Source organism: Streptomyces inhibens (assembly GCF_022221585.1).
GTDB lineage: Bacteria > Actinomycetota > Actinomycetes > Streptomycetales > Streptomycetaceae > Streptomyces > Streptomyces inhibens.
Map to the genome: position 1 here is coordinate 8,391,941 of NZ_CP084681.1, position 20,581 is coordinate 8,412,521.

Here is a 20,581-nt window from a genome sequence, read left to right on the forward strand (position 1 = left end):
GGCCACCGCACCGCCGGATCTGGCGTCCGTCGCCATCCTTCAAGTACGTCCCCAGCGCCTAAAATTGGCCTTTCGGCAAACGAAGGGACGGATGTCAGGTGCGGCGCTATGACTGGTTGAAGGAGATCCGACGGCTCGACCCGGAGCGGGATTTCCTGCGGATCTACCGCATCATCGCGACCCATGAATTCCCCTGGGACATCACCAGAGCCCTGGAGCTGGCGCTCTACCGCACCTATGCCGTGCCGAGCATCGGCCGCCTGCTCGCCGAGACGGCCGAGCTGACGGACCGTACGCAAAAGCGCTATGACGATACGGCTCTCCTCCTGGACGCCGTCGTCGAGCACGGTTTCGACGGCGAGGACGGCCGGACGGCGATCCGCCGCATCAATCAGATGCACCGCAGCTACGACATCAGCAACGAGGACATGCGCTATGTCCTGTGCACCTTCGTGGTGGTGCCCAAGCGCTGGCTCGACGAGTACGGCTGGCGGCGGCTGACCGCACACGAACAGCGAGCCGTCGCCACGTACTACCGCACCCTCGGGCGCCATATGGGCATCACCGAACTCCCGCAGACCTACGAGGAGTTCGAGCAGTGCCTCGACGCCTACGAGGAGGCGCACTTCGGCTGGGACGAGGGCGCCCGACGGGTGTCGGACGCCACCTTGGACCTGATGGCGGGCTGGTACGGCCCGCTCGCTCCGGTGGTGCGCGGTGCGAGCATGGCCCTCCTGGACGACACGCTGCTGGACGCCTTCCGTTACGAGCGGCCCAAACCCGCGGTCCGGAAAGTCGTACGCGGTGCCCTGAAGCTGCGCGCCAAGGCGGTACGGCTGCTGCCACCGCGCCGTAACCCGCACTACGCCCGCCAGAACCCCGAGATCAAGGGCTACCCGAACGGCTTCCGGGTGGCCGAGCTCGGCACCTTCCCCACTCCCCGCCGCACGGGCAGCTGCCCGGTACCGCACTCCGAGGGCCCGGCGGCGTCCTGAGATACGGGCGCCGGCATCCGGCCCTTACCGCCGGCGGACCGCCAGCGCCAGATAGCGCGAGTCCTTGTCCTCGTACCGCATCAGCTCCCAGCCGCAGTCGGCCAGCAGTGGCCGCAGATTCGGCTCCGCGCGGAGGTCGTCAGGGGTGATCGGGCGGCCCTTGCGCGCGGCGAGGGCCGCCCGCCCGATGGGGTGGAAGAGGGCCAGCCGGCCACCGGGGCGTACGACCCTGGCCAGTTCGGTGAGGCCGCCCGCCGAGTCCGGCAGGTGCGAGATGAGCCCGGCGGCGAAGACGGCATCCAACGCGGCGCCGGGCAGCGGCAGCCGGGTCACGTCCGCGAGCAGCAGCGCCGCGTGCCGGCCGCGTCCGGCGTGCACGGCGGCGTGCAGCATCTCGGGTGTGAGATCCGCGCCCAGCACCGTCCCGCGCGGTCCCACGGCGTCCCGCAGCGGGGGCAGCGCGCGCCCCGTGCCGCAGCCGGCGTCCAGGACCCGGTCGCCTACCTGGAGGCCGAGTTCGGCGACGCCCGCGGCGTAGGCGGGGCCGTCGTCGGGGAACTTCGTGTCCCAGTCGGCGGCGCGCTGCGCGAAGAATGCCCGCACCTCGTGCGGCCGGTCGGCGTGGTGGTCGGTCATCGGGCTCCTTCGATGGTGGGCCGGTCGGCGAGGGCGGCGGTGCAGGCGTACAGGGCGCCCGCGACGGCCAGGGCCACCACGACGCCGAGGTTCATGGCGCCCAGCGTGCCCCGCGCGGCGCTGTCGGTGAGCAAAAAGCCCACGGCCTTGGCGATATGGGGGTCGGCGGAGGTGATCAGGCCCAGTCCGACGACGGTGGCGACGGCGAGCGAGAGCACGGCCGGCCAGCCCAGGGTGCGCACGGTCGCCAGATCGAAGCCGGTGCGGCGGCGGCGCCACTGCTCCACCAGGAAGACCGCCGTCCAGGCGGCCATCGCCACCCCGATGATGGAGAGGAACGCCTGGAACGTGGCGAAGAAACTGGGAGAGACGAACAGCACGTACCAGCCACCGACGGCCATCAGCGCACCGTCCACCAGGACGGCGAGATGCCGGCGGATGGGGATGCCCAGAGCCAGCATCGACATGCCCGAGCTGTAGATGTCCATGATCGCGCCGGAGGTGAAGCCCCCGATGGCGGTGAGCAGATACGGCACCAGGAACCAGGTCGGCAGCTCGGCGGCGAGGGCGCCCACCGGGTCGGCGGCCGCGGCCGCGGCGAGCTTGGGATCGCCGGCGTTCAGCAGCACCCCGAAGACCAGTAGCACCAACGGGGGCAGCACCCCGCCCAGCGTGGTCCATCCGGTGATCGCCCGGCCGCTGCTCGTACGGGGCAGATAACGGCTGTAGTCGGCACCGCAGTTCACCCAGCCCAGCCCCAGGAGCGTCATCGCGAACACGATGCCGCCGACGAACGTGCCGAGGCCGCCGGACGGGCCGTCCCCGAGGGCGGACGGGTCGATGCGGTCGGCCATCAGCACCATGTACACCGCGGTCAGTACGGTGATCGCCGCGGTCAGATACTTCTGCACCTTCATGATCAGCGCGTGCCCGAAGATCCCGACGACCACGACCGAGACGGCGGTCACCACGAAGCACAGCGCCTGCGCGGCCGTGGTCGGCGTCCGCCCATCGGCCTGGGCGAAGGTGCCGGGCGCCACACGCGCCAGGATCGCTGATCCGCCCAAGGAGGAGAGCGCGACCAGCACGGTCTCCCAGCCAACATTGGAGACATAACTGAACAAGGTGGGCAGCTTGTTGCCGTGCAGCCCGAAGGACGCCCGGCCGATGGCCATGGTGGGCGCACCCGTACGGGCGCCGGCGATCGATATCAGGCCGACCAGGAGGAACGACAGCACATAGCCGATGGCGCCGGTGACGATGGCCTGCCAGGCGTTGAGCCCGAGGCCCATGAGGTAGATCCCGTAGGCGACGCACAGCAGGGACAGCCCGGACGCGGCCCATGGCCAGAACAGGGACCTGGGGGTACCGTGCCGCTCGGACTCCGGCACCGGATCGATGCCGTTGCGTTCCACGGTGCCCATCGGGGCGTTCGCCGCGGCGGGTGGTCCGTGCCGCTCGTGTGACTGCTGCTGCGTCATGACCTCATGATCCCGCAAGGGCCCGCCGAGCGGCCGGGCACCTGCCTTCTGCTGCCTTCCGCGCGAAGTGACCGACCGGCTGAGGTCCTGCGGCGGCGCCTTGTGCCGGACCGGCTACCACAATTGTCAATGTTGCTGGGTTTCTTGATCAAAACACATAGCGGCTTTGGCAATTCCGAGGAAATCCCGATCAGTGGAGGGTACGGTCCTCGCCATGGATTTCGGACGGCGCTCTGCCGCCGAAGGCTCCCCTCGTCGAGCCATGGATCCGCATACCCCGTAACGCGCAGGACCCGCATCCTGAAGGAGACGGCTGATGAACGCCGCACAAGGGGCCCCGGAGGGCGCAGCCCCGGACCCCGACCCCGAGTTGGCCCTGAAAATCTTAGTCGCGGGCGGCTTCGGGGTGGGCAAGACAACCCTGGTGGGCTCGGTCAGTGAGATCCGCCCGCTGCGTACCGAGGAAGGCCTCAGCGAGGCGGGCGAGAGGGTGGACGACACCGGGGGAGTGGACAACAAGGCCACCACCACGGTGGCGATGGACTTCGGTCGCATCACCATCAGGGACGGGCTTTCCCTCTACCTCTTCGGTACCCCGGGACAGGACCGCTTCTGGTTCCTGTGGGACGACCTCTCGGAGGGCGCGCTGGGCGCCGTGGTGCTGGCCGACACCCGGCGGCTGCAGGACTGCTTTCCGGCGGTCGACTACTTCGAGCGCCGCGCGATCCCGTTCCTGGTCGCCGTCAACTGCTTCGCGGAGTCACGGTCCTACGGCGCCGACGAGGTCGCCCGCGCCCTGGACCTGGACCGCGGCACCCCGGTCGTGCTCTGTGACGCGCGGGATCGTGACTCGGGCAAGGAAGTGCTGGTCCGGCTCGTGGAGCACGCCGGGCGGCGGCACTCCGCCCGGGTGCTGGATTCGGTGGGGTGACCGGCGCCGGACGTGGCGCGGATGCCGGACGGCCCGCGCCACGCACGCCCTCAGCTCGCGACGTCCGCGAGGGCCACGACCTTGTCGATCTTGACCCGTACCACCAGCTCACCCGGAACGCCGTTGCGGGCGCCGTACTCCTCCGCACGGTCCTCGCCCATGTAGCGGGCCGCGATCCGGGTCGCCCAGTGGCGCACATCCGCCAGATCGTCGCTGATCTCCGCCGTCCCCTGGACGACGACGAAGGCGAACGGCGGCCGTTCGTCGTCGATGCACAGTGCCATCCTGCCGTCGCGGGCGAGATTACGGCCCTTGACCGTGCCCTCACCGGTGTTGAACACCAGCTCGTCGCCGTCCATGAGGAACCACACCGGGGCGATGTGCGGGCTGCCGTCCGCCCGTACCGTCGCCAGTTTGCCGGTACGGGTGCCCTCGGAAAGGAACCTCTGCCACTCGTCCTTCGTCATCTTGTGTGCCATGCCGACATCCTCTCCGTGCGGTGCGAGCAAGCGCCGCGTGGCACGCCGGGCCGCAGGGCCGCTTGCCGAGACGGCGGAGGTGGGACAGGCTGGCACGGCAGTCTGCGAACGGACCACGGGCTGCCGTCCGGCCAAGAATGCGGACGGGGATACGGGGAGGAAGCGGCAATGGCATTGAGCAGCGGACTCGACTGGCTGCTGGACGACCTGACCAAGCGGGTGGAGAAGGTACGGCACGCGTTGGTGCTCTCCAACGACGGGCTGGTGACGGGCGCGAGCGAGGGACTGGCGCGGGAGGACGCCGAGCATCTCGCGGCGGTCGCCTCGGGACTGCACAGCCTCGCGAAAGGATCGGCACTTCACTTCGGAGTCGGGCGGGTGCGCCAGACCATGGTCGAGTTCGACGACGGGGTGTTGTTCGTGACGGCGGCCGGCGACGGCAGCTGTCTGTGCGTGCTGGCCGGCGCCGACGCCGATCTGGGCCAGATCGCCTACGAGATGACGTTGTTGGTCAATCGCGTCGGGGAGCATCTGGGCGTCGCGGTACGCCAGCCGGAAAGTTATCCACAGGTCTGAGGCGAGGGTTGACGCACTGTCATCGCCTGCGGCTACAGTCGTCACTGTCAGTGATCGACCGAGTTGCCGGGGGAACCGACATGACAGTGATGTGCGATGGGCGGCAGACGCTCGCGATGGGCCGAGCAGCCCGTGAACTGGAGCTGAGGACCGGCGAGTTCGAGCTCGCCACCCAGCTCGGAGAGGTACGAACGATCCCGGCCGGGGCCGACGACCGGCCGGGAGGTGCCGGAGCGTCCGGCGGGCGCCGGGTCCCGGCCGAGGAGATCGCCCGGCTTCAGGCCGAGCCGGGTTTCCCGGACGCGCTCCGCGAACGCATCCGCACGGTCAGCACAACCGAGGCTGCCCAACTGATGGGCATCGGCCCCGGCCGGGTCCTGCGCCTGACCCGAGCCGGCTGCTTCAGCCCAGTCCGGTTCTACGTGAACCGTTACGGCGCGGTGGTCTGGCTCTATCTCGCGTCCGAGGTCACCGAATTCGCCGACCGGGAGCCCGAACTGCTGCGGGGCAACACCCCCGCCGCGATGCGGGTGATGCTCGACGGCGGACAGGACTGGCGGGCGCGCCAGTGGCGCAGCCGACGGGTCGCCCAGCTCATGGGACAGACCGACGACCCCTGGGAGTCGGCCGCGGCGATCGCCGCCGTGCTGCCTCCGGAGGAGCTGGCCTCGGTGGCCGAGGACCCACTGGAGCGGTGCCTGCTGCGCCGGCTGCGGCCCACGCTCGCATCCGTGATCACAGTGACCCCGGCCGCCCGGGAGTCCTTCGAGCGGGTGCTGACGGCGGATGAGTTCGACGAGGTGCTGTGGTACCGCGTCAACCTCTCCCGAGCCCTCGAAAGGGCCCGCAGGGACGATCCCGGGCGGCTGCGCACTCCATCCACCGCGGCATCCGCAGCCCGTCCGGGTCAGCCGCCGAGCTTCCTGAACAGCCCCTCCTGGGGTGGTCGGACACTTCCCACGGTGCCCTGAAGAATCCTTCTGGGATGGTCTTGCACGTCCACGTCCCTACAGAGGACGAAAGAGTCCCTCCTGGACGACCGAGACCAGCAGCCTGCCCTCCCGGTCGTAGATCCGCCCGCGGGCCAGTCCCCGGCCGCCGGTGGCGATCGGCGACTCCTGGTCGTAGAGGAACCACTCGTCCGCGCGGAACGGGCGGTGGAACCACATCGCATGGTCGAGCGAGGCCATGTCGAAGCCGCGCGGCCCCCAGAGCGGTTCGACCGGGATGCGGACCGCGTCCAGCAGCGTCATATCGCTCGCGTAGGTCAACGCGCAGGTGTGCACGAGCGGATCGTCACCCAGCGGGCCGACCGCGCGCATCCACACCGCGCTGCGCGGCTCGGCGCCCGCGATTTCGTCGGGTGTCCACCGCAGCCGGTCGGCATACCGGATTTCGAACGGCATTCTGCGCGCCATCCGCTCGAGCGCCTCGGGCAGATCGCGCAGGTGCTCGCGGACCTCGTCCGCGACCGTCGGCAGATCCTCAGGGTCGGGCACCGCCCGGCGCACCGGCAACTGGTGCTCGAAGCCGGGCTCCGGCTTGTGAAAGGAGGCGGTCAGATTGAAGATCGTGCGTCCCTGCTGGACGGCGACGACCCGGCGGGTGGTGAAGGACCGCCCGTCGCGGACCCGCTCGACCTGGTACACGATCGGCACCCCGGGCCGGCCCGGGCGCAGGAAGTACGCATGGAGCGAGTGGACCGGGCGGTCACCTTCCGTGGTCCGCCCGGCAGCCACCAGCGCCTGGCCCGCGACCTGCCCGCCGAAGACCCGCTGGAGCGATTCCTGGGGACTGCGGCCCCGGAAGATGTTCACCTCGATCTGCTCGAGATCCAGCAGATCGACCAGCCTCTCGGCAGGATTGGTCATGACCGGTGGCCCTCCGTCAGGTCCCTCGGCGGCCTCGGGCGAAGCCGTCGCCTTACAACTGACCCACATCCGTGACCCGTACCACCGCGCGCCCCTCCTCGTCGGAGGCGGCCAGATCCACCTCCGCGGAGATGCCCCAGTCGTGATCACCGTTCGGGTCGGCGAAAGTCTGCCGCACCTTCCAGAGTCCGTGCTCGGCATCCTCCTCAATGTGCAGCAGCTTCGGGCCGCGCGCGTCCGGACCGGTGCCCAGCTCGTCGTATTCGTCCCAGTAGGCGTCCATCGCGTCGCCCCAGGCATCCGCGTCCCAGCCGGAGTCGGCGTCCATCTCGCCGAGCTCCTCGACCTTGTCCAGCGCCGCCAGCTCCACCCGCCGGAACATCGCATTGCGCACCAGCACCCGGAACGCCCGCGCGTTGGCCGTGACCGGCCGGACCTGATCGGCCCGCTCCGCGGCCTGGTCCGCCGTCTCCTCCTCGGGGTTGGCGAGCTGCTCCCACTCGTCCAGCAGACTGGAGTCGACCTGCCGCACCATCTCGCCCAGCCAGGCGATGATGTCCTGGAAGTCCTCGGACTTCAGATCGTCCGGCACGGTGTGGTCCAGCGTCTTGAACGCACTCGCCAGGTAGCGCAGCACGATCCCCTCGGTGCGCGCCAGCTCGTAGAAGGACGTGAACTCCGTGAATGTCATCGCGCGTTCGTACATATCGCGGATGACCGACTTCGGCGACAGCGGATGGTCGCCGACCCACGGGTGGCTCTTGCGGTACAGCCCGTAGGCGTGGAAGAGCAGCTCATCGAGCGGCTTGGGGTACTCGACGTCCATGAGCCGTTCCATGCGCTCTTCGTACTCGACGCCGTCGGCCTTCATCTGGGCCACCGCCTCGCCGCGGGCCTTGTTCTGCTGAGCGGCCAGGATCTGCCGCGGATCGTCCAGCGTGGACTCCACGACCGAGACCATGTCCAGCGCGTAGGACGGCGACTCGGGGTCGAGCAGGTCGAAGGCGGCCAGCGCGAACGTCGACAGCGGCTGGTTGAGCGCGAAGTCCTGCTGAAGGTCGACGGTCAGCCGGACGATCCGCCCGTCCGCGTCCGGCTCCGCCAGCCGCTCCACGATCCCGCCGTCCAGCAGCGACCGGTAGATCGCGATGGCACGGCGAATGTGCCGCAGCTGATTCCTGCGTGGCTCGTGATTGTCCTCGAGGAGCTTGCGCATCGCCTCGAAGGCGTTGCCCGGCCGGGCGATCACCGACAGCAGCATCGCGTGCGTCACCCGGAAACGGGAGGTCAGCGGCTCCGGATCGGAAGCGATCAGCTTCTCGAAGGTGTTCTCACCCCAGTTGATAAAGCCCTCAGGCGCCTTCTTGCGGACCACCTTCCGACGCTTCTTGGGATCGTCGCCCGCCTTGGCCAGCGCCTTCTCGTTCTCCACGACATGCTCGGGAGCCTGCGCGACCACAAAGCCCGCGGTGTCGAAGCCGGCCCGGCCGGCCCGGCCCGCGATCTGATGGAACTCCCGCGCCCGCAGCGTCCGCACCCGCGACCCGTCGTACTTGGTCAGCGCGGTGAACAACACCGTACGGATCGGGACGTTGACGCCCACGCCAAGGGTGTCCGTGCCGCAGATGACCTTCAACAGTCCGGCCTGCGCCAGCTTTTCGACGAGCCTGCGGTACTTGGGCAGCATGCCGGCGTGGTGCACGCCGATGCCATGGCGGACATAACGCGACAGGTTGCGGCCGAACTTGGTGGTGAACCGGAAGTTCCCGATGAGCTGGGCGATCTCGTCCTTCTCGGCGCGCGTACACATATTGATGCTCATCAGGGCCTGCGCCCGCTCCACGGCGGCGGCCTGGGTGAAGTGCACGATGTACACCGGGGACTGGCGGGTCTCCAGCAGCTCGGTGAGCGTCTCCGTCAGTGGCGTCGTGCGGTACTCGTACGACAGCGGCACCGGCCGCGTCGCCGAGCGCACCATCGAGGTCGGCTTCCCCGTACGCCGGGTCAGGTCCTCCTCGAAGCGCGACATGTCGCCGAGCGTCGCCGACATCAGGATGAACTGCGCCTGCGGCAGTTCGAGCAGCGGAATCTGCCAGGCCCAGCCACGGTCCGGCTCGGCATAGAAATGGAACTCGTCCATCACGACCTGGCCGATATCGGCGTCCTTGCCGTCCCGCAGCGCTATCGAGGCGAGGACCTCGGCGGTGCAGCAGATGACCGGCGCATCGGCGTTGACCGACGCGTCGCCGGTGAGCATGCCGACGTTCTCGGTACCGAACAGCTTGCACAGATCGAAGAACTTCTCCGACACCAGCGCCTTGATCGGTGCGGTGTAGAAGGTGACCTGGTCATTGGCGAGGGCGGTGAAGTGCGCGCCGGCCGCCACCAGGCTCTTGCCGGAGCCGGTGGGGGTGGACAGGATGACGTTCGCCCCCGAGACCACCTCGATCAGCGCCTCCTCCTGGGCAGGGTAGAGCGAGATGCCCTGCTGCTCGGCCCAGCCCGAAAAGGCTTCGTAGAGGGCATCGGGGTCGGCGTTGTTCGGGAGATGATCGATGAGGGTCACGCCCCCCATACTGCCTGGCTTCGGCCCCGATCAGGGAACCGGCGATCCAGAGGGAGATCAACCGACGGCCGGCGGTGGGCCGAGTTCACCGCTCCGCGGACCTGCGGGCTCCGCCGAGCCGACCGCGATATCCGCCCGAGTTCCCCCATTCACGGCCCTGACCTGCGGAAACGTGGCCCTCCAGCTCTCGGCCCGGCTGGCGCGTCAGCGAGCTGGGTGACCCGGCGCGGAACGTGGACATCGGCCGCCGGCAGTCAACGGAGGCCCACCGCATCCGTGACGTCCGCGGAGGCTTCGGCGCAATGTCTTTACATTCCGTACACGTTCGCGGACACGCTGTTGTCGTCGGTGGGTGTCCTCCGTACCGCGCCGTCGCCGGAGCGTGGCGGAGATCACCCGGCGTACGCGATGAGCGGTTCGCCCGTCGGTGTCCGTTGGTGTCCGTCGGCCGCTCACCCCCTACCCGTACGGAGATCATCTGACGCTACGCTGAGTCGCCGATCGGGCGTCAGAGGCGCGACTCGGAAGCGTGCGAGGCACCGACGTACGCGCAAGAGAACAAGGGGTGGGAACAACCATGATGGGACCGGCGCACTCGCTGTCCGGGGCCGCGGCCTGGCTGGGGGTGGGCGCGGCGGCCGCTGCCGCCGGACATCCCATGCCCTGGCCGGTGCTCGTCTGCGGGGCTCTGATCTGTGCGGGCGCGGCGCTCGCACCGGACCTTGACCACAAGTCCGCGACCATCTCGCGGGCTTTCGGGCCGCTCTCGCGGACGTTGTGCGAAGTGGTCGACTCGATCTCGCATGCTGTCTACAAGGCGACCAAGATGCGCGGCGACTCGAACCGTTCCGGAGGTCACCGCACGCTCACCCACACCTGGGTGTGGGCCGTGCTGGTCGGCGGCGGGATGTCGCTGCTGGCGATGCAGGGTGGCCGCTGGGCGGTCCTCGGCATCCTCTTCGTGCACATGGTGCTCGCCATCGAGGGGCTGCTGTGGCGGGCGGCCCGGGTCTCCAGCGATGTGCTGGTGTGGCTGCTGGGCGCGGCCTCGGCCTGGATCCTGGCCGGCATTCTCGACCAGCCGGGCAACGGCGCGAGCTGGCTGTTCACCGAACCGGGGCAGCAGTACCTCTGGCTGGGCCTGCCGATCGTGCTCGGCGCACTGGTCCACGACATCGGCGACGCACTGACCGTGTCGGGCTGCCCCGTACTGTGGCCCATCCCGATAGGCCGTAAGCGCTGGTACCCGGTCGGGCCGCCCAAGGCCATGCGCTTCAAGGCCGGCAGCTGGGTGGAACTGAAGGTACTGATGCCGGTCTTCATGGTGCTGGGCGGCATCGGCGGCCTGGGCGCCCTCGGATACATCTGACGGGCAGGGGCGCTGCGTTGGGCGGATGGGGCGCGGTTGGCCGACGCGGGCGCGGCGTCCGGCGGGCGCGGCTGCGGTAGTTGACCGATGCGGCTGCCGCGCTGCCGGCCCCGGCCATAACTGGCCGACTCGTCGGTAGCCGGTAGCCGGTAGCCGGTAGCCGGTAGCCGGTAGCCGGTAGCCGGTAGTCGGCGGTCGGTAGCCGGTAGCCGGTAGCCGGCGGCCGGTAGCCGGTAGTCGGTAGTCGGTAGTCGGCGGTCGGCGGTCGGCGGTCGGCGGTCGGCGGTCGGCGGTCGGCGGTCGACCGGCACGGCGCGGCGTACCCACCATGAGGCGCGCCCCAACGGCGAGGCCATTGTTCTCCGGCGGTGGCAGCGGGTGGTCAAAGCCCTGAAGACCGCAGCCCGGAACGGCTCGCCGATCAGTGTGCCCGGCATCGCACGGCAAGCCGACCTCGCCCTTGCGCAGTCTCGCAACACCCGCTTGGTCACCCGCCTTCAGCAGTCGGGGCAGCGGCTGTCCGACCTGCTGGGCGAGCGGGGGGCGGGAGGCCGGCCCGGGCGCCCCGCCGCCATCGACGAACTCCAGCGGAAGATCACTCGCCGTGAACAGTGCAACGTCGAACCAGCCACCTTTCTGGAAGACCGCGGGGCCGAGTGGCGTTCGTCGGCGCTGATGGGTTTGAACATCTGGGTTCCTTGGGCGCTGGCACGCACCGGGGTGGACCCTTCTGACTTGCCGCGCCGGTCGAGCCGTTCGGCATGCTCGGGGCAGTACGAGCGCCCTCTCGGACCTTGATCGTTTCAGGCGGCTCGCGCCTCATCGGAGAGTGCTGGGTCACCCATGCGTTCGGCAGTGCTCCTGTAGGCGAACCAGGGCATGAAGAACTGGGCGGTCGGGCCGACCGCGAGTGCGTACAGCACGGTGCCGACACCCACGCTCCCGCCGAGCAGCCGGCCCACGGCGAGCACGGTGATCTCGATCAGGGTGCGGACCAGCCGGAGGGAACGCCCGGTTGCGGCGGACGCGCCGGTCATCAGCCCGTCCCGGGGCCCGGGCCCGAAGCGCGCGCCGACGTAGACGGCGACGGACAGCCCATTGAGGAGGATGCCGCCGGCGAGCAGGCCTATCCGGTCAAGAAGTCCGAGGTGCTGGGGGATGAGCCGGAGACCGAGGTCGGCTGAGCACGCCAGGACGATGATGTTGGCGCCGGTGCCGAACGTCGGCCGCTGTCCGAGGGGGACCCACAGCAGCAGGACGACGACACCCACGACGGCGGTGAGCGTGCCGAAGCTCAGAAAGGTGTGCTTCGCCAGACCCTCGTTGAGGACGCTCCAGGGGCTGAGGCCCAGCGACGCCCGCACGAGGACCGCGATGCTGAATCCGTACAGGGCGAGGCCGATGAACAGTTGGGGCAGACGTCTGGTCGGCCGCTCTCCGAGGGAGACGTAGGTGAGTGGGGGAGAGGGACGCTTGCGGGACCTGAGGGGCGTTGTGGTGCGTTCCTGGTGCCCGGGTCGGAGTTCGCGCTCGGAGCGGTCCGTGACGTCCTGCTGCATACCGGGGTGCCTCCATGGTGTGCTCGTGCGCCTTCAAGGCCAATGAGGCAACTCTGTAGAGTGATTGGCCTGGATGACATGGCCAATCCTGGGAGAATGGTGTGGTTGACACGAACTCGTTCCCGCGCGCGGACAGGGTGGGCCGCACGGACCGGACCATAGGGAGCCGACAGCTCGCCGCGATGCTGCCGGACCCGGCCGGAACGAGGCCCGCCTACCGCCACCTGGCTCAGGCGATCAGCGCGCTGATCCTGGACGGCCGTATCGCCCTGCACGTCAAACTCCCCGCCGAACGGGAACTGGCCACCGCCCTCACCACCAGCAGGACCACCATCACCGCCGTGTACGACCTGCTGCGCGAGAGCGGCTACGCGCACAGCCGCCAGGGCTCCGGCACCTGGACGACCCTGCCCGATGGCCGTACTCCCAGCGGTATCAGGCGCCTCCTCGGCCCCCAGGACACCGCGATCGACCTGGCCAGAGCCGCACCCGGACTGCCGGAGCAGACGCTCACCGATGCCCTCGTCCAGATCGCCCCGCAGCTGGCCGAGCACGCGCACACCCCCGGCTACCACCCCTACGGCCTGCCGGAACTGCGCGCCGCCATCGCCGAGCGTTTCACCCGGCGGGGCCTGGCCACCGTGCCCGAACAGATCCTGGTGACCTCCGGCGCCCAGCACGCACTCACGCTCGTCCTGGGGCTGCTCTGCCGCCCCGGCGACCGGGTCATGGTCGAGAATCCGTCCTACCCGAACGCTCTGGAGGCCATGCGCCGCGCCCGGCTGCGCACCGTGTCGGTCCCCGTGACCGATACCGGCTGGGACATCGAGATCGTCGAATCGGCCTTGCGTCAGGTGGTGCCCCAACTGGCCTATCTGATACCCGACTTCCACAATCCGACCGGCTGCCTCATGCCCGAGGACGAGCGCGTCCGCATCCTGCGCACCGCGGGGCGCTCCGGCACCTGGCTGGTCATCGACGAGACCCTGGCCGACCTCGCCCTCGACGTCCCCGCCCCGCCGCCCTTCGCCTCCCACGCCACGCCCGGTGGAACCGGCCAGGTCATCACCATCGGCTCGATGAGCAAGACCCACTGGGGCGGCCTGCGCATCGGCTGGCTGCGCGCCCCCGCCCGGCTCGTCACCGAACTCGCCGGCCAGCGAGTCGCCACCGACATGGGCGGCTCAGTCGTGGACCAACTCCTGGCCCTCGCCCTGCTGGCACGGGCCGGGGAGCTCTTGCCGTCCCGCCTGGAACAGATGCGCCGGCAGCGCGCTGCTCTGGCCGAGGCCTTGGCCGAGCACATCCCGCAGTGGACCTGGCAACTGCCGCCCGGCGGTCTGTCGCTGTGGGTCGATCTGGGCGCGCCCGTCGCCTCGGCGCTGGCCGAGCGGGCATTGGACCACGGGGTGCGGATCGAGAGCGGTGCCTACTTCGCCACCGACCCGGGCATCTTCGAACAACGGCTCCGCATCCCCTACACCACACCTTCAGAGGCCCTGCGCGAGGCCGTACACCGCATGGCCGCCACCCTCGCCGACGGCCTCACGCTCTCGTCCACCACCCGACGACCGCACTGGGTCGCCTGAGAGGGCACCTCACGCCCGGTGACCAGCAGAAAGAGGGTGGTCTCGGTGAACGCCGGTCGGGCCGACCGGGGTTCACCGGCCAGCCAGAGGCGCGGCTTCCTCCGGCACGAACGCGGACGTCACCGCGGGCCACTTCGTCACTGAACGCGGAAGTCGGGTGGAGCGCGGCCGGCCCGCAGACGCAGGAGCTCGACCAGCCGAATGGCATGGCCCTGGTTCGGATCGTGGCGGTGCGGCGTCGGTCGGGCTCAGAGGGTTGTGACGCCGGCGCGCTTGTAGCTGCGGATCAGCAGGGCGGTTTCGGTCGCTATGCCGTCGGCGGCGCCGAAAGCGCGGCTGCTGAAGTCGTGCAGGTCTTCCATGGAGCGGTGGCTGGAGTAGCCGAGGACGTTGTACCGGCCGGAGGTGAGCGCCAGTGAGCGCACCTCAGGTTCACGGCCGAGCGCTCGCAGGGTGGCGTCCAGACCGCGTTGCGGGACGGCGAGGTGGAAGCGTGCCTCGATGGGAAAGCCGAGGACCTCGGGCTCCGCGTGGAGCCGCAGGTGCAGGACGTGGGAGCCCATGAGCCGGGAGAGCCGGCGGCGGGCGGTGGTTTCGCCGACCCGCAGTTCCCGGGCCAGGCGGGTGGTGGACATCCGGGCGTCCTTCTTCAGGAGTGCGACCAGTTGCTCGTCCAGTTCATCGGTCGGCAGGGGCGTCGGCAGCGGTGTTCCCTGGCTCACGGCGCGTCGAACCGCAGTCGGCTCGTCGTCATACGGTGCCCAGTCGTTGGCCGTGAGTAGCAAGGTGAGCAGCAAGGTGAGCAGCAGCTGTGTCTCGATGCCGACGACACCGGTCATTCCGGCGATCGGGCCGTCCACGACGGAGAGCAGCTCGCGGTGGTCGGGAACGGTCAGCTCGACGAAGACCGCGGCCGGGCCGGTTGCGACCTCGACCGAGTAGGTATCGGGACGACGGGCGAGGGCGCGGGCGGTGTCGTGGAGGTGACCGGGGGCGCACCGGACGCGAGCTGGGCGGCCACTCCTGTGCCGATGTATTCGTGGAGCAGGCTCGCGGTGAAGCGGATGCGTCCGGTGCCAAGCATGCGTTCCACCCTGCGGGCGACCGTCCGTTCATGAGCGCCGGTGGCGGCGGCGACCTCCGCGTAGCTCGCCCGGGGCTCTCTGCGCAGGGTCCGCAGGACGACTTGGTCAAGGGCGTCGAGGGCGATGGGTGTCGGGTCGTCGTCCTTGCTGGTCACGGTGGTCTTCGTTGCGGTGTGCCGCTGAGTATCCGGTGGTGCTGCTCGGGTTGTGCAGGGTTGTCCGAGCGCGTTGCCCAGGCGGATGGATGTGTCGGGATTCGCCGCTGCAGCAGCTTGTCCTGACGCCTTCATCCGACATTAGGGCCACCCATTGTCGTAGCTGACGCCTGTGATCCACATTGGCTTCCTGATTCCACCACTCCACCGGGCCCGTGCGTTGTCGCCGGGCCTCGTGCCCCGCCGTCCTCCTCAGGCACGGGCGGGTGGCACGCCTCCAGGAGAGGATCCTGTGAACCATTCCACCGCTTTCGCCGACGCCCTGCGTGAGCGCTCCCGAGCGCGGCTGACGGCACGCCAGGACGACATGATCGCGCTCAGTCACAGCCTCCACGCCGAGCTCGAACTCGCCTACGAGGAAACCCGATCCGCAGCCGAGATCGCCGACCTGATGGAGGGCAGTGGCTTCGCGGTGGCGCGCGGAGTGTGCGACCTGCCGACCGCCTTCACCGCCACGGCCGGCAGCGGCGATCTCGTGATCGGCATCTGCGCCGAGTTCGACGCACTGCCGGGTATCGGGCACGCCTGCGGGCACAACGTGAACGGAGCGGCCGCTGTGGCCGCAGCCCTGTCACTGGCGGAGATCGCCGACGAGATCGGGGTCACCGTCAAGCTGCTGGGCACCCCGGCAGAGGAATACGGCGGCGGGAAGGTCGACATGATCCATGGGGGTGCCTTCGACGACGTGGCGGCTGCGATGATGGTCCACGCCGGCCCGGAGGACTGCGCCGGTGCACGCACCCTGGCCATCAGCAGCTGGCAGGTCTCCTACACCGGTACGCCCGCCCATGCCGCCGTCATGCCACACCGCGGCGTCAACGCTGCCGACGCGATGACCCTCGCCCAGGTCGCCATCGGCCTGCAACGCCAGCAGATGATCCCGGTGGCATCGTCCACGGCTTCGTCGCCTCCGCCGGCGAGGCCCCCAACGTCATCCCGGCCCGGGCCGACGCCTCTTACGACTGCAGGGCCGAGACCCTCGAAGACCTGCGCGAGCTCCAGTGCGCGATCCGCGCCTGTTTCGCGGCAGGCGCGCTGGCCACCGGAGCTGACCTGGAGATTCGCAGTGTCGGCAATGACTACGTCGACCTGCACCAGGACACCCTGATGGCGTCCCTGTACGCCGATGCCGCGTCCCGTCCGGGCCGTACCGTCATCCCCTCCGAGCAGGGCATGCGCGGCGCATCCACCGATATGGGCAACGTCTCCCACTTGGTGCCGTCCATTCACCCCTTCATCGGCTACAACACCAACAACGCGACCGCACACCATCCCGAGTTCACCCGCTACGGCACCGGTGACGGCGCGGACCGAGCGGTGCTGGACGGCGGCCTCGCCATGGCCTGGACCGCGCTCGCGCTCGCCACCGACGCATCACACCGCACTTCGCTGCTCGGACGCCTGGCCGGCCGGCAGACGGGAACGACCGTGAACTGAGCGGGATACGGCCACAGCTGCCGACACTGCGCATCGAAACGCGGACCTGCACCGGCGCCGAGCCACATGAGGTCACCCATGCCACGACCGCCACAGCGCCGCGTACGCGCCCTCGGCGGCGACCAGTTCGTCGTGGCTGCCCAGTTCGCTGATGCGGCCTTGTTCGACGACCGCGATCACATCGGCGTCGTGCGCGGTGTGCAGCCGGTGGGCGATGGCCACCACCGTGCGGCCGTCCAGCACCTTGCCCAGTGAGCGTTCCAGGTGGCGGGCCGCCCGTGGGTCGAGCAGGGAGGTCGCCTCGTCCAGTACGAGCGTGTGCGGATCGGCGAGTACCAGGCGGGCCAGCGCGATCTGCTGGGCCTGGGCCGGTGTCAGCGTATGGCCGCCCGAGCCGACCTCGGTGTCCAGGCCCTGGTCCAGGGCCCGTGCCCAGTCGGCGGCGTCCACCGCGCCGAGAGCGGCCCATAGTTCGGCATCCGTCGCCGCCGTGCGTGCCAGCAGGAGATTGTCGCGGAGCGGGCCCACGAAGATGTGGTGCTCCTGGTTGACCAGTGCCACCAGTTCGCGGATGCGCTCGGCCGGCAGGTCGGAGAGCTCGGCGCCGCCCATGGTGACCGTGCCGGCGCGGGGACCGTAGATGCCCGCCAGCAGCCGGCCGAGCGTCGACTTGCCGGCGCCGGACGGACCCACCAGCGCCAGCCGGGTGCCCGGCCGGACCCGCAACGAGACCTCGCGCAGCACATCGACGCCCGCGCGGTAGCCGAAGCTGACCTTGTCGGCGTGGACGTCCCGGCCGTCGGGGAGCCGTTCCGTGCCACCGGCCTCCGGTTCGATCTCCCGGACGCCGACGAGCCGCGCGATGGACACCTGGGCCACCTGCAGCTCGTCGTACCAGCGCAGGACCATGCCGACCGGCTCGATCAACATCTGCCCCAGCAGAGCGCCGGTCGTCAGCTGCCCCGGGGTCATCCAGCCCTGGATGACGAATGCCCCGCCGAGCAGCAGCACCGAGCCCAGGAGCAGCACATACGTCAGATCGATGACGGGGAAGAGGACCGAGCGCAGGAAGAGCGTGTAGCGCTCCCACTGTGTCCATGTGCGGATGCGGTCCTCGGACAGGGCGATACGGCGTGAGCCCAGCCGATGGGCCTCGATGGTGCGTCCCGCGTCCACGGACTCGGTGAGCACGGCGGACACCGCGGCATAGCCGGCGGCCTCCGAACGGTAGGCGCCGGGCGCCCGCTTGAAGTACCAGCGGCAGCCGACGATCAGCAGCGGCAGCGCGATCACCACGGACAGCGCGAGCGGCGGCGCGGTGACGGTGAGCCCGCCGAGCAGCAGTGCCACCCACACCACACCGATGGACAGCTGCGGTACGGCCTCGCGCATCGCGCTGGACAGCCGGTCGATGTCCGTGGTGATCCGCGACAGCAGATCGCCGGTGCCGGCCCGCTCCAGGACGCCCGGCGGCAGTGCCACGGACCGTACGAGGAAGTCCTCGCGCAGATCCGCGAGCATCAGCTCACCGAGCATCGCCCCGCGCAGCCGGACCATGCGGACGAACACCGTCTGGGCGACCAGTGCGAGGACGAACAGTGCGACGGTGTGCCCCAGTTGGACGTCCCGGGCGCCCGCGGACAGCTTCTCGACGACCCCGCCGAGCAGATAAGGACCGGCCATGGAGGCGATCACCGCGGCCGCGTTCACGGTGACCAGCACGGTGAACGCCCGGCGGTGGCGGCGGATCAGGCCGCGGGTATAGCCACGTACCGTCGCCGGTGAGCCGACGGGCAGTGTGGTGAGGATCTGCGGTGCGTCCGGATCGTGCTCCGGCGGCGCCAGGCCGATCATGCGGTCTCCTCGGTCGTGCCGGTCGACATCGCCGGCTCGCTGTCCGTCTCGCGGGTGACGACGGCGCGGTAGGTGGGGTGGCTGTGCAGCAGTTCGCGATGGGTGGCCTCGGCGACGACCTTGCCCTCGTGGAGGAACACCACCTGTTCGGCCCGGTCCAGAAGGAGCGGGCTGGAGGTGAGCACGACCGTCGTGCGGCCCGTCCTGATCTCCCGTAGTCCGTCGGCGATCCGGGCCTCGGTGTGCGCGTCGACGGCGCTGGTCGGCTCGTCGAGCACCAGCACCTCCGGGTCGGCGACCAACGACCTGGCCAGCGCCAGCCGCTGGCGCTGGCCGCCGGACAGAGAGCGGCCGCGCTCGGTGATGTGGGTGCGCATCGGGTCGCCGGAGTCGTCGACGGACGCCTGCGCCAGCGCGGCCAGTACGTCGTCGCACTGGGCCGCCGCCAGCGCCTTCGTCGCGTCCACATGCCCGGAGGCCGGTACGTCGAGCAGCTCGCCGAGGGTGCCGGAGAGCAGCATCGGGTCCTTGTCCTGGACGAGTACGGCGCCGCGGGCGGCGTCGCGCGGCAGGTCGTCCAGAGGTGTGCCGCCGAGGACGACGGACAGCGGGCTGTCCGCGTCGGCGCCGTCCTCGTCGTGCTGCGCCGGGTGGCCGCCGAGGCGTTCGGCGAGCCGGCCCGCGGCATCGGGGTCGCCGCAGACCACGGCGGTCAGCCGGCCGGCCGGGGCGGTCAGGCCGCTGACCGGGTCGTGCAGATCGCCGGTGGGCGGTGCCTCGTGGCCGGTGGTCCGCCCGCCGGCCGGCCGGCTCTGCGCCAGTACCCGGGCCGTACGTTTCGCCGACGGCCTGGCGAAGGAAGAGGCCTGGGCGAACTCTTCGAAGTTCTGTAGGGGGAAGAGCAGAAAGGCCACCGCGCTGTAGACGGCGACCAGTTGGCCCACGGTAACCGATCCGTCGAGGGCGAGCCGGGTGCCGTACCAGACCACCGCGACGAGCAGCAGGCCCGGCAGCGCCACCTGGACGGCCGAGATCAGCGACCACATCCGGGCGCTGCGGACGGCGGCCTCACGGACCTCTTGGGAGGCGCTGCGGTAGCGGCGGAGGAAGAGTTCCTCACCGCCGATGCCGCGCAGTACGCGCAGCCCGGCGACGGTGTCGGAGGCCAGCTCGGTGGCCCGGCCGGCCTTGTCGCGCTGTACGTCGGCGCGCCGGGTGGCGGGCGGCAGCAGCGGCAGCACGGCCAGCGCCAGGACGGGCACGCCGAGGACCACCAGGACACCGAGCTGCGGCTGGTAGAAGACCAGGGCGACGGAGACGCCGACCACGGTCACCACCGACGCACCGAAACGGGAGAGAGCCTCGACGAACCAGCCGATCCGCTCCAGATCGCCGGTGCTGACGGCGGCGATCTCGCCGGCCGCCACCCGTCGGGTCATGCCCGAGCCCAGTTCCGTGGTCTTGCGGGCGAGCAGCTGCTGCATCCGGGCGACCGTGCCGATCCAGTTGGTGACGGAGGCACGGTGCAGCATGGTGCTGCCGAGCGCGATCAGCGCGCCCAGCACGACGATCAGCCCGGCGGCCACACCGAGCCGGCCGCCGTCGCGGTCCACCACGGCCTGCACGGCGAGCCCCACCGGCAGCGGGAAGGACGCGATGGCGCCGAGGTTCACCAGCCCCCAGCAGAGGGCCCTCAGTTGGCCGCCGAGCTGCTGTCTGCACAGCCATCGGAGGAAGGTGCCGCCTGTACGGACGTCCGGGACGCCGGGGTCGGTATGCGGAAGGTCGCGAAGGTGCATGAGATCCCAGACGAGGTCGTGGTGGAGCCGTGGTGGAGGGTCAGCGCGCCGTCACGGCAGGTGAAATGTCCCTCTCGCCCGTCTCGTCATCGACGGAGGCCCTGGAAGATTGGCCCGCGAGGTGGTCTGATTTCAAACG

General features: G+C 70.1%; 17 protein-coding genes and 3 pseudogenes. 9 read left to right on the forward strand and 11 right to left on the reverse strand.

What is annotated here, in order from left to right; all coding sequences use genetic code 11:
- Positions 1 to 98: 98 nt before the first annotated feature.
- On the forward strand, positions 99 to 995 hold the full coding sequence (locus KI385_RS37580; RefSeq protein ID WP_238576499.1) for an oxygenase MpaB family protein: 897 nt from the start codon (positions 99 to 101) through the stop codon (positions 993 to 995).
- A 24-nt stretch (positions 996 to 1,019) separates the two neighbouring features.
- Here KI385_RS37580 and KI385_RS37585 read toward each other — a convergent pair whose 3' ends face one another.
- Both KI385_RS37585 and KI385_RS37590 read right to left on the reverse strand, forming a co-directional pair.
- Positions 1,020 to 1,631 (reverse strand): class I SAM-dependent methyltransferase, encoded by a 612-nt coding sequence (locus tag KI385_RS37585; protein WP_238576500.1) that lies wholly within the window; start codon positions 1,629 to 1,631, stop codon positions 1,020 to 1,022.
- On the reverse strand, positions 1,628 to 3,112 hold the full coding sequence (locus KI385_RS37590; protein ID WP_238576501.1) for a purine-cytosine permease family protein: 1,485 nt from the start codon (positions 3,110 to 3,112) through the stop codon (positions 1,628 to 1,630). The genes KI385_RS37585 and KI385_RS37590 overlap by 4 nt, the downstream gene beginning before the upstream one ends.
- Positions 3,113 to 3,428: 316 nt before the next feature.
- On the opposite strand from KI385_RS37590, the gene KI385_RS37595 reads away from it, so the two are divergent.
- Positions 3,429 to 4,043 (forward strand): GTP-binding protein, encoded by a 615-nt coding sequence (locus tag KI385_RS37595; protein WP_128509276.1) that lies wholly within the window; start codon positions 3,429 to 3,431, stop codon positions 4,041 to 4,043.
- Positions 4,044 to 4,093: 50 nt separating this feature from the next.
- Here the strand turns inward: KI385_RS37595 and KI385_RS37600 are convergent, their stop codons facing one another.
- On the reverse strand, positions 4,094 to 4,522 hold the full coding sequence (locus tag KI385_RS37600; protein WP_238576502.1) for a PPOX class F420-dependent oxidoreductase: 429 nt from the start codon (positions 4,520 to 4,522) through the stop codon (positions 4,094 to 4,096).
- Positions 4,523 to 4,690: 168 nt separating this feature from the next.
- Here KI385_RS37600 and KI385_RS37605 point away from each other — a divergent pair, with 168 nt between their 5' ends.
- Together KI385_RS37605 and KI385_RS37610 are read left to right on the forward strand one after the other, a co-directional pair.
- Entirely contained in the window at positions 4,691 to 5,098 is a 408-nt protein-coding gene (locus KI385_RS37605) for a roadblock/LC7 domain-containing protein (protein ID WP_238576503.1), read from the forward strand.
- 80 nt (positions 5,099 to 5,178) lie between these two features.
- Positions 5,179 to 6,069 carry a DUF6397 family protein gene (locus KI385_RS37610; RefSeq protein WP_238576504.1) on the forward strand — a complete coding sequence of 297 codons (891 nt, stop codon included), beginning with the start codon at positions 5,179 to 5,181 and terminating at the stop codon, positions 6,067 to 6,069.
- 36 nt (positions 6,070 to 6,105) lie between these two features.
- Here KI385_RS37610 and KI385_RS37615 read toward each other — a convergent pair whose 3' ends face one another.
- Both KI385_RS37615 and KI385_RS37620 read right to left on the reverse strand, forming a co-directional pair.
- Positions 6,106 to 6,969, reverse strand: a complete 864-nt coding sequence (locus tag KI385_RS37615) for an acyl-CoA thioesterase (protein ID WP_238576505.1) — start codon at positions 6,967 to 6,969, stop codon at positions 6,106 to 6,108.
- Positions 6,970 to 7,021: 52 nt separating this feature from the next.
- Positions 7,022 to 9,535 carry a DEAD/DEAH box helicase gene (locus KI385_RS37620; protein ID WP_238576506.1) on the reverse strand — a complete coding sequence of 838 codons (2,514 nt, stop codon included), beginning with the start codon at positions 9,533 to 9,535 and terminating at the stop codon, positions 7,022 to 7,024.
- A 577-nt stretch (positions 9,536 to 10,112) separates the two neighbouring features.
- Here KI385_RS37620 and KI385_RS37625 point away from each other — a divergent pair.
- Positions 10,113 to 10,904, forward strand: a complete 792-nt coding sequence (locus KI385_RS37625; protein WP_238576507.1) for a metal-dependent hydrolase — start codon at positions 10,113 to 10,115, stop codon at positions 10,902 to 10,904.
- A 378-nt stretch (positions 10,905 to 11,282) separates the two neighbouring features.
- On the forward strand, positions 11,283 to 11,702 hold the full coding sequence (locus KI385_RS37630) for a hypothetical protein (RefSeq protein WP_238576508.1): 420 nt from the start codon (positions 11,283 to 11,285) through the stop codon (positions 11,700 to 11,702).
- Positions 11,703 to 11,707: 5 nt separating this feature from the next.
- On the opposite strand, the gene yczE is transcribed toward KI385_RS37630, so the two are convergent.
- The gene (yczE, locus tag KI385_RS37635) at positions 11,708 to 12,463 is read right to left on the reverse strand and encodes a membrane protein YczE (protein ID WP_238576509.1); all 756 of its coding nucleotides are present in this window, start codon (positions 12,461 to 12,463) and stop codon (positions 11,708 to 11,710) included.
- A 101-nt stretch (positions 12,464 to 12,564) separates the two neighbouring features.
- Here yczE and yczR point away from each other — a divergent pair, with 101 nt between their 5' ends.
- Positions 12,565 to 14,052: a MocR-like transcription factor YczR gene (gene yczR, locus KI385_RS37640; RefSeq protein ID WP_483439809.1), complete on the forward strand. Its 1,488-nt coding sequence runs from the start codon at positions 12,565 to 12,567 to the stop codon at positions 14,050 to 14,052.
- Positions 14,053 to 14,300: 248 nt separating this feature from the next.
- Here yczR and KI385_RS37645 read toward each other — a convergent pair whose 3' ends face one another.
- The 3 genes and pseudogenes from KI385_RS37645 to KI385_RS44300 form a co-directional block, all read right to left on the reverse strand.
- Positions 14,301 to 14,912 (reverse strand): Lrp/AsnC family transcriptional regulator, encoded by a 612-nt coding sequence (locus KI385_RS37645; protein ID WP_238576510.1) that lies wholly within the window; start codon positions 14,910 to 14,912, stop codon positions 14,301 to 14,303.
- Positions 14,913 to 15,089, reverse strand: a pseudogene (locus KI385_RS44295) (hypothetical protein); the annotation flags it as partial. It lies immediately after the preceding gene.
- Positions 15,090 to 15,175: 86 nt separating this feature from the next.
- Positions 15,176 to 15,427: pseudogene (locus tag KI385_RS44300) on the reverse strand (hypothetical protein); the annotation flags it as partial.
- Positions 15,428 to 15,743: 316 nt separating this feature from the next.
- On the opposite strand from KI385_RS44300, the pseudogene KI385_RS37655 reads away from it, so the two are divergent.
- Positions 15,744 to 16,157: pseudogene (locus KI385_RS37655) on the forward strand (M20/M25/M40 family metallo-hydrolase); the annotation flags it as partial.
- 302 nt (positions 16,158 to 16,459) lie between these two features.
- Positions 16,460 to 16,789: a zinc-binding metallopeptidase family protein gene (locus KI385_RS37665; RefSeq protein WP_238578110.1), complete on the forward strand. Its 330-nt coding sequence runs from the start codon at positions 16,460 to 16,462 to the stop codon at positions 16,787 to 16,789.
- Between the two features lie 72 nt (positions 16,790 to 16,861).
- On the opposite strand, the gene KI385_RS37670 is transcribed toward KI385_RS37665, so the two are convergent.
- Complete coding sequence (locus KI385_RS37670; protein WP_238576512.1) at positions 16,862 to 18,643, reverse strand: ABC transporter ATP-binding protein; 1,782 nt, start codon at positions 18,641 to 18,643, stop codon at positions 16,862 to 16,864.
- Entirely contained in the window at positions 18,640 to 20,442 is a 1,803-nt protein-coding gene (locus KI385_RS37675; protein ID WP_238576513.1) for an ABC transporter transmembrane domain-containing protein, read from the reverse strand. Before KI385_RS37675 ends, KI385_RS37670 begins: the two co-directional genes overlap by 4 nt.
- Positions 20,443 to 20,581: the final 139 nt, after the last annotated feature.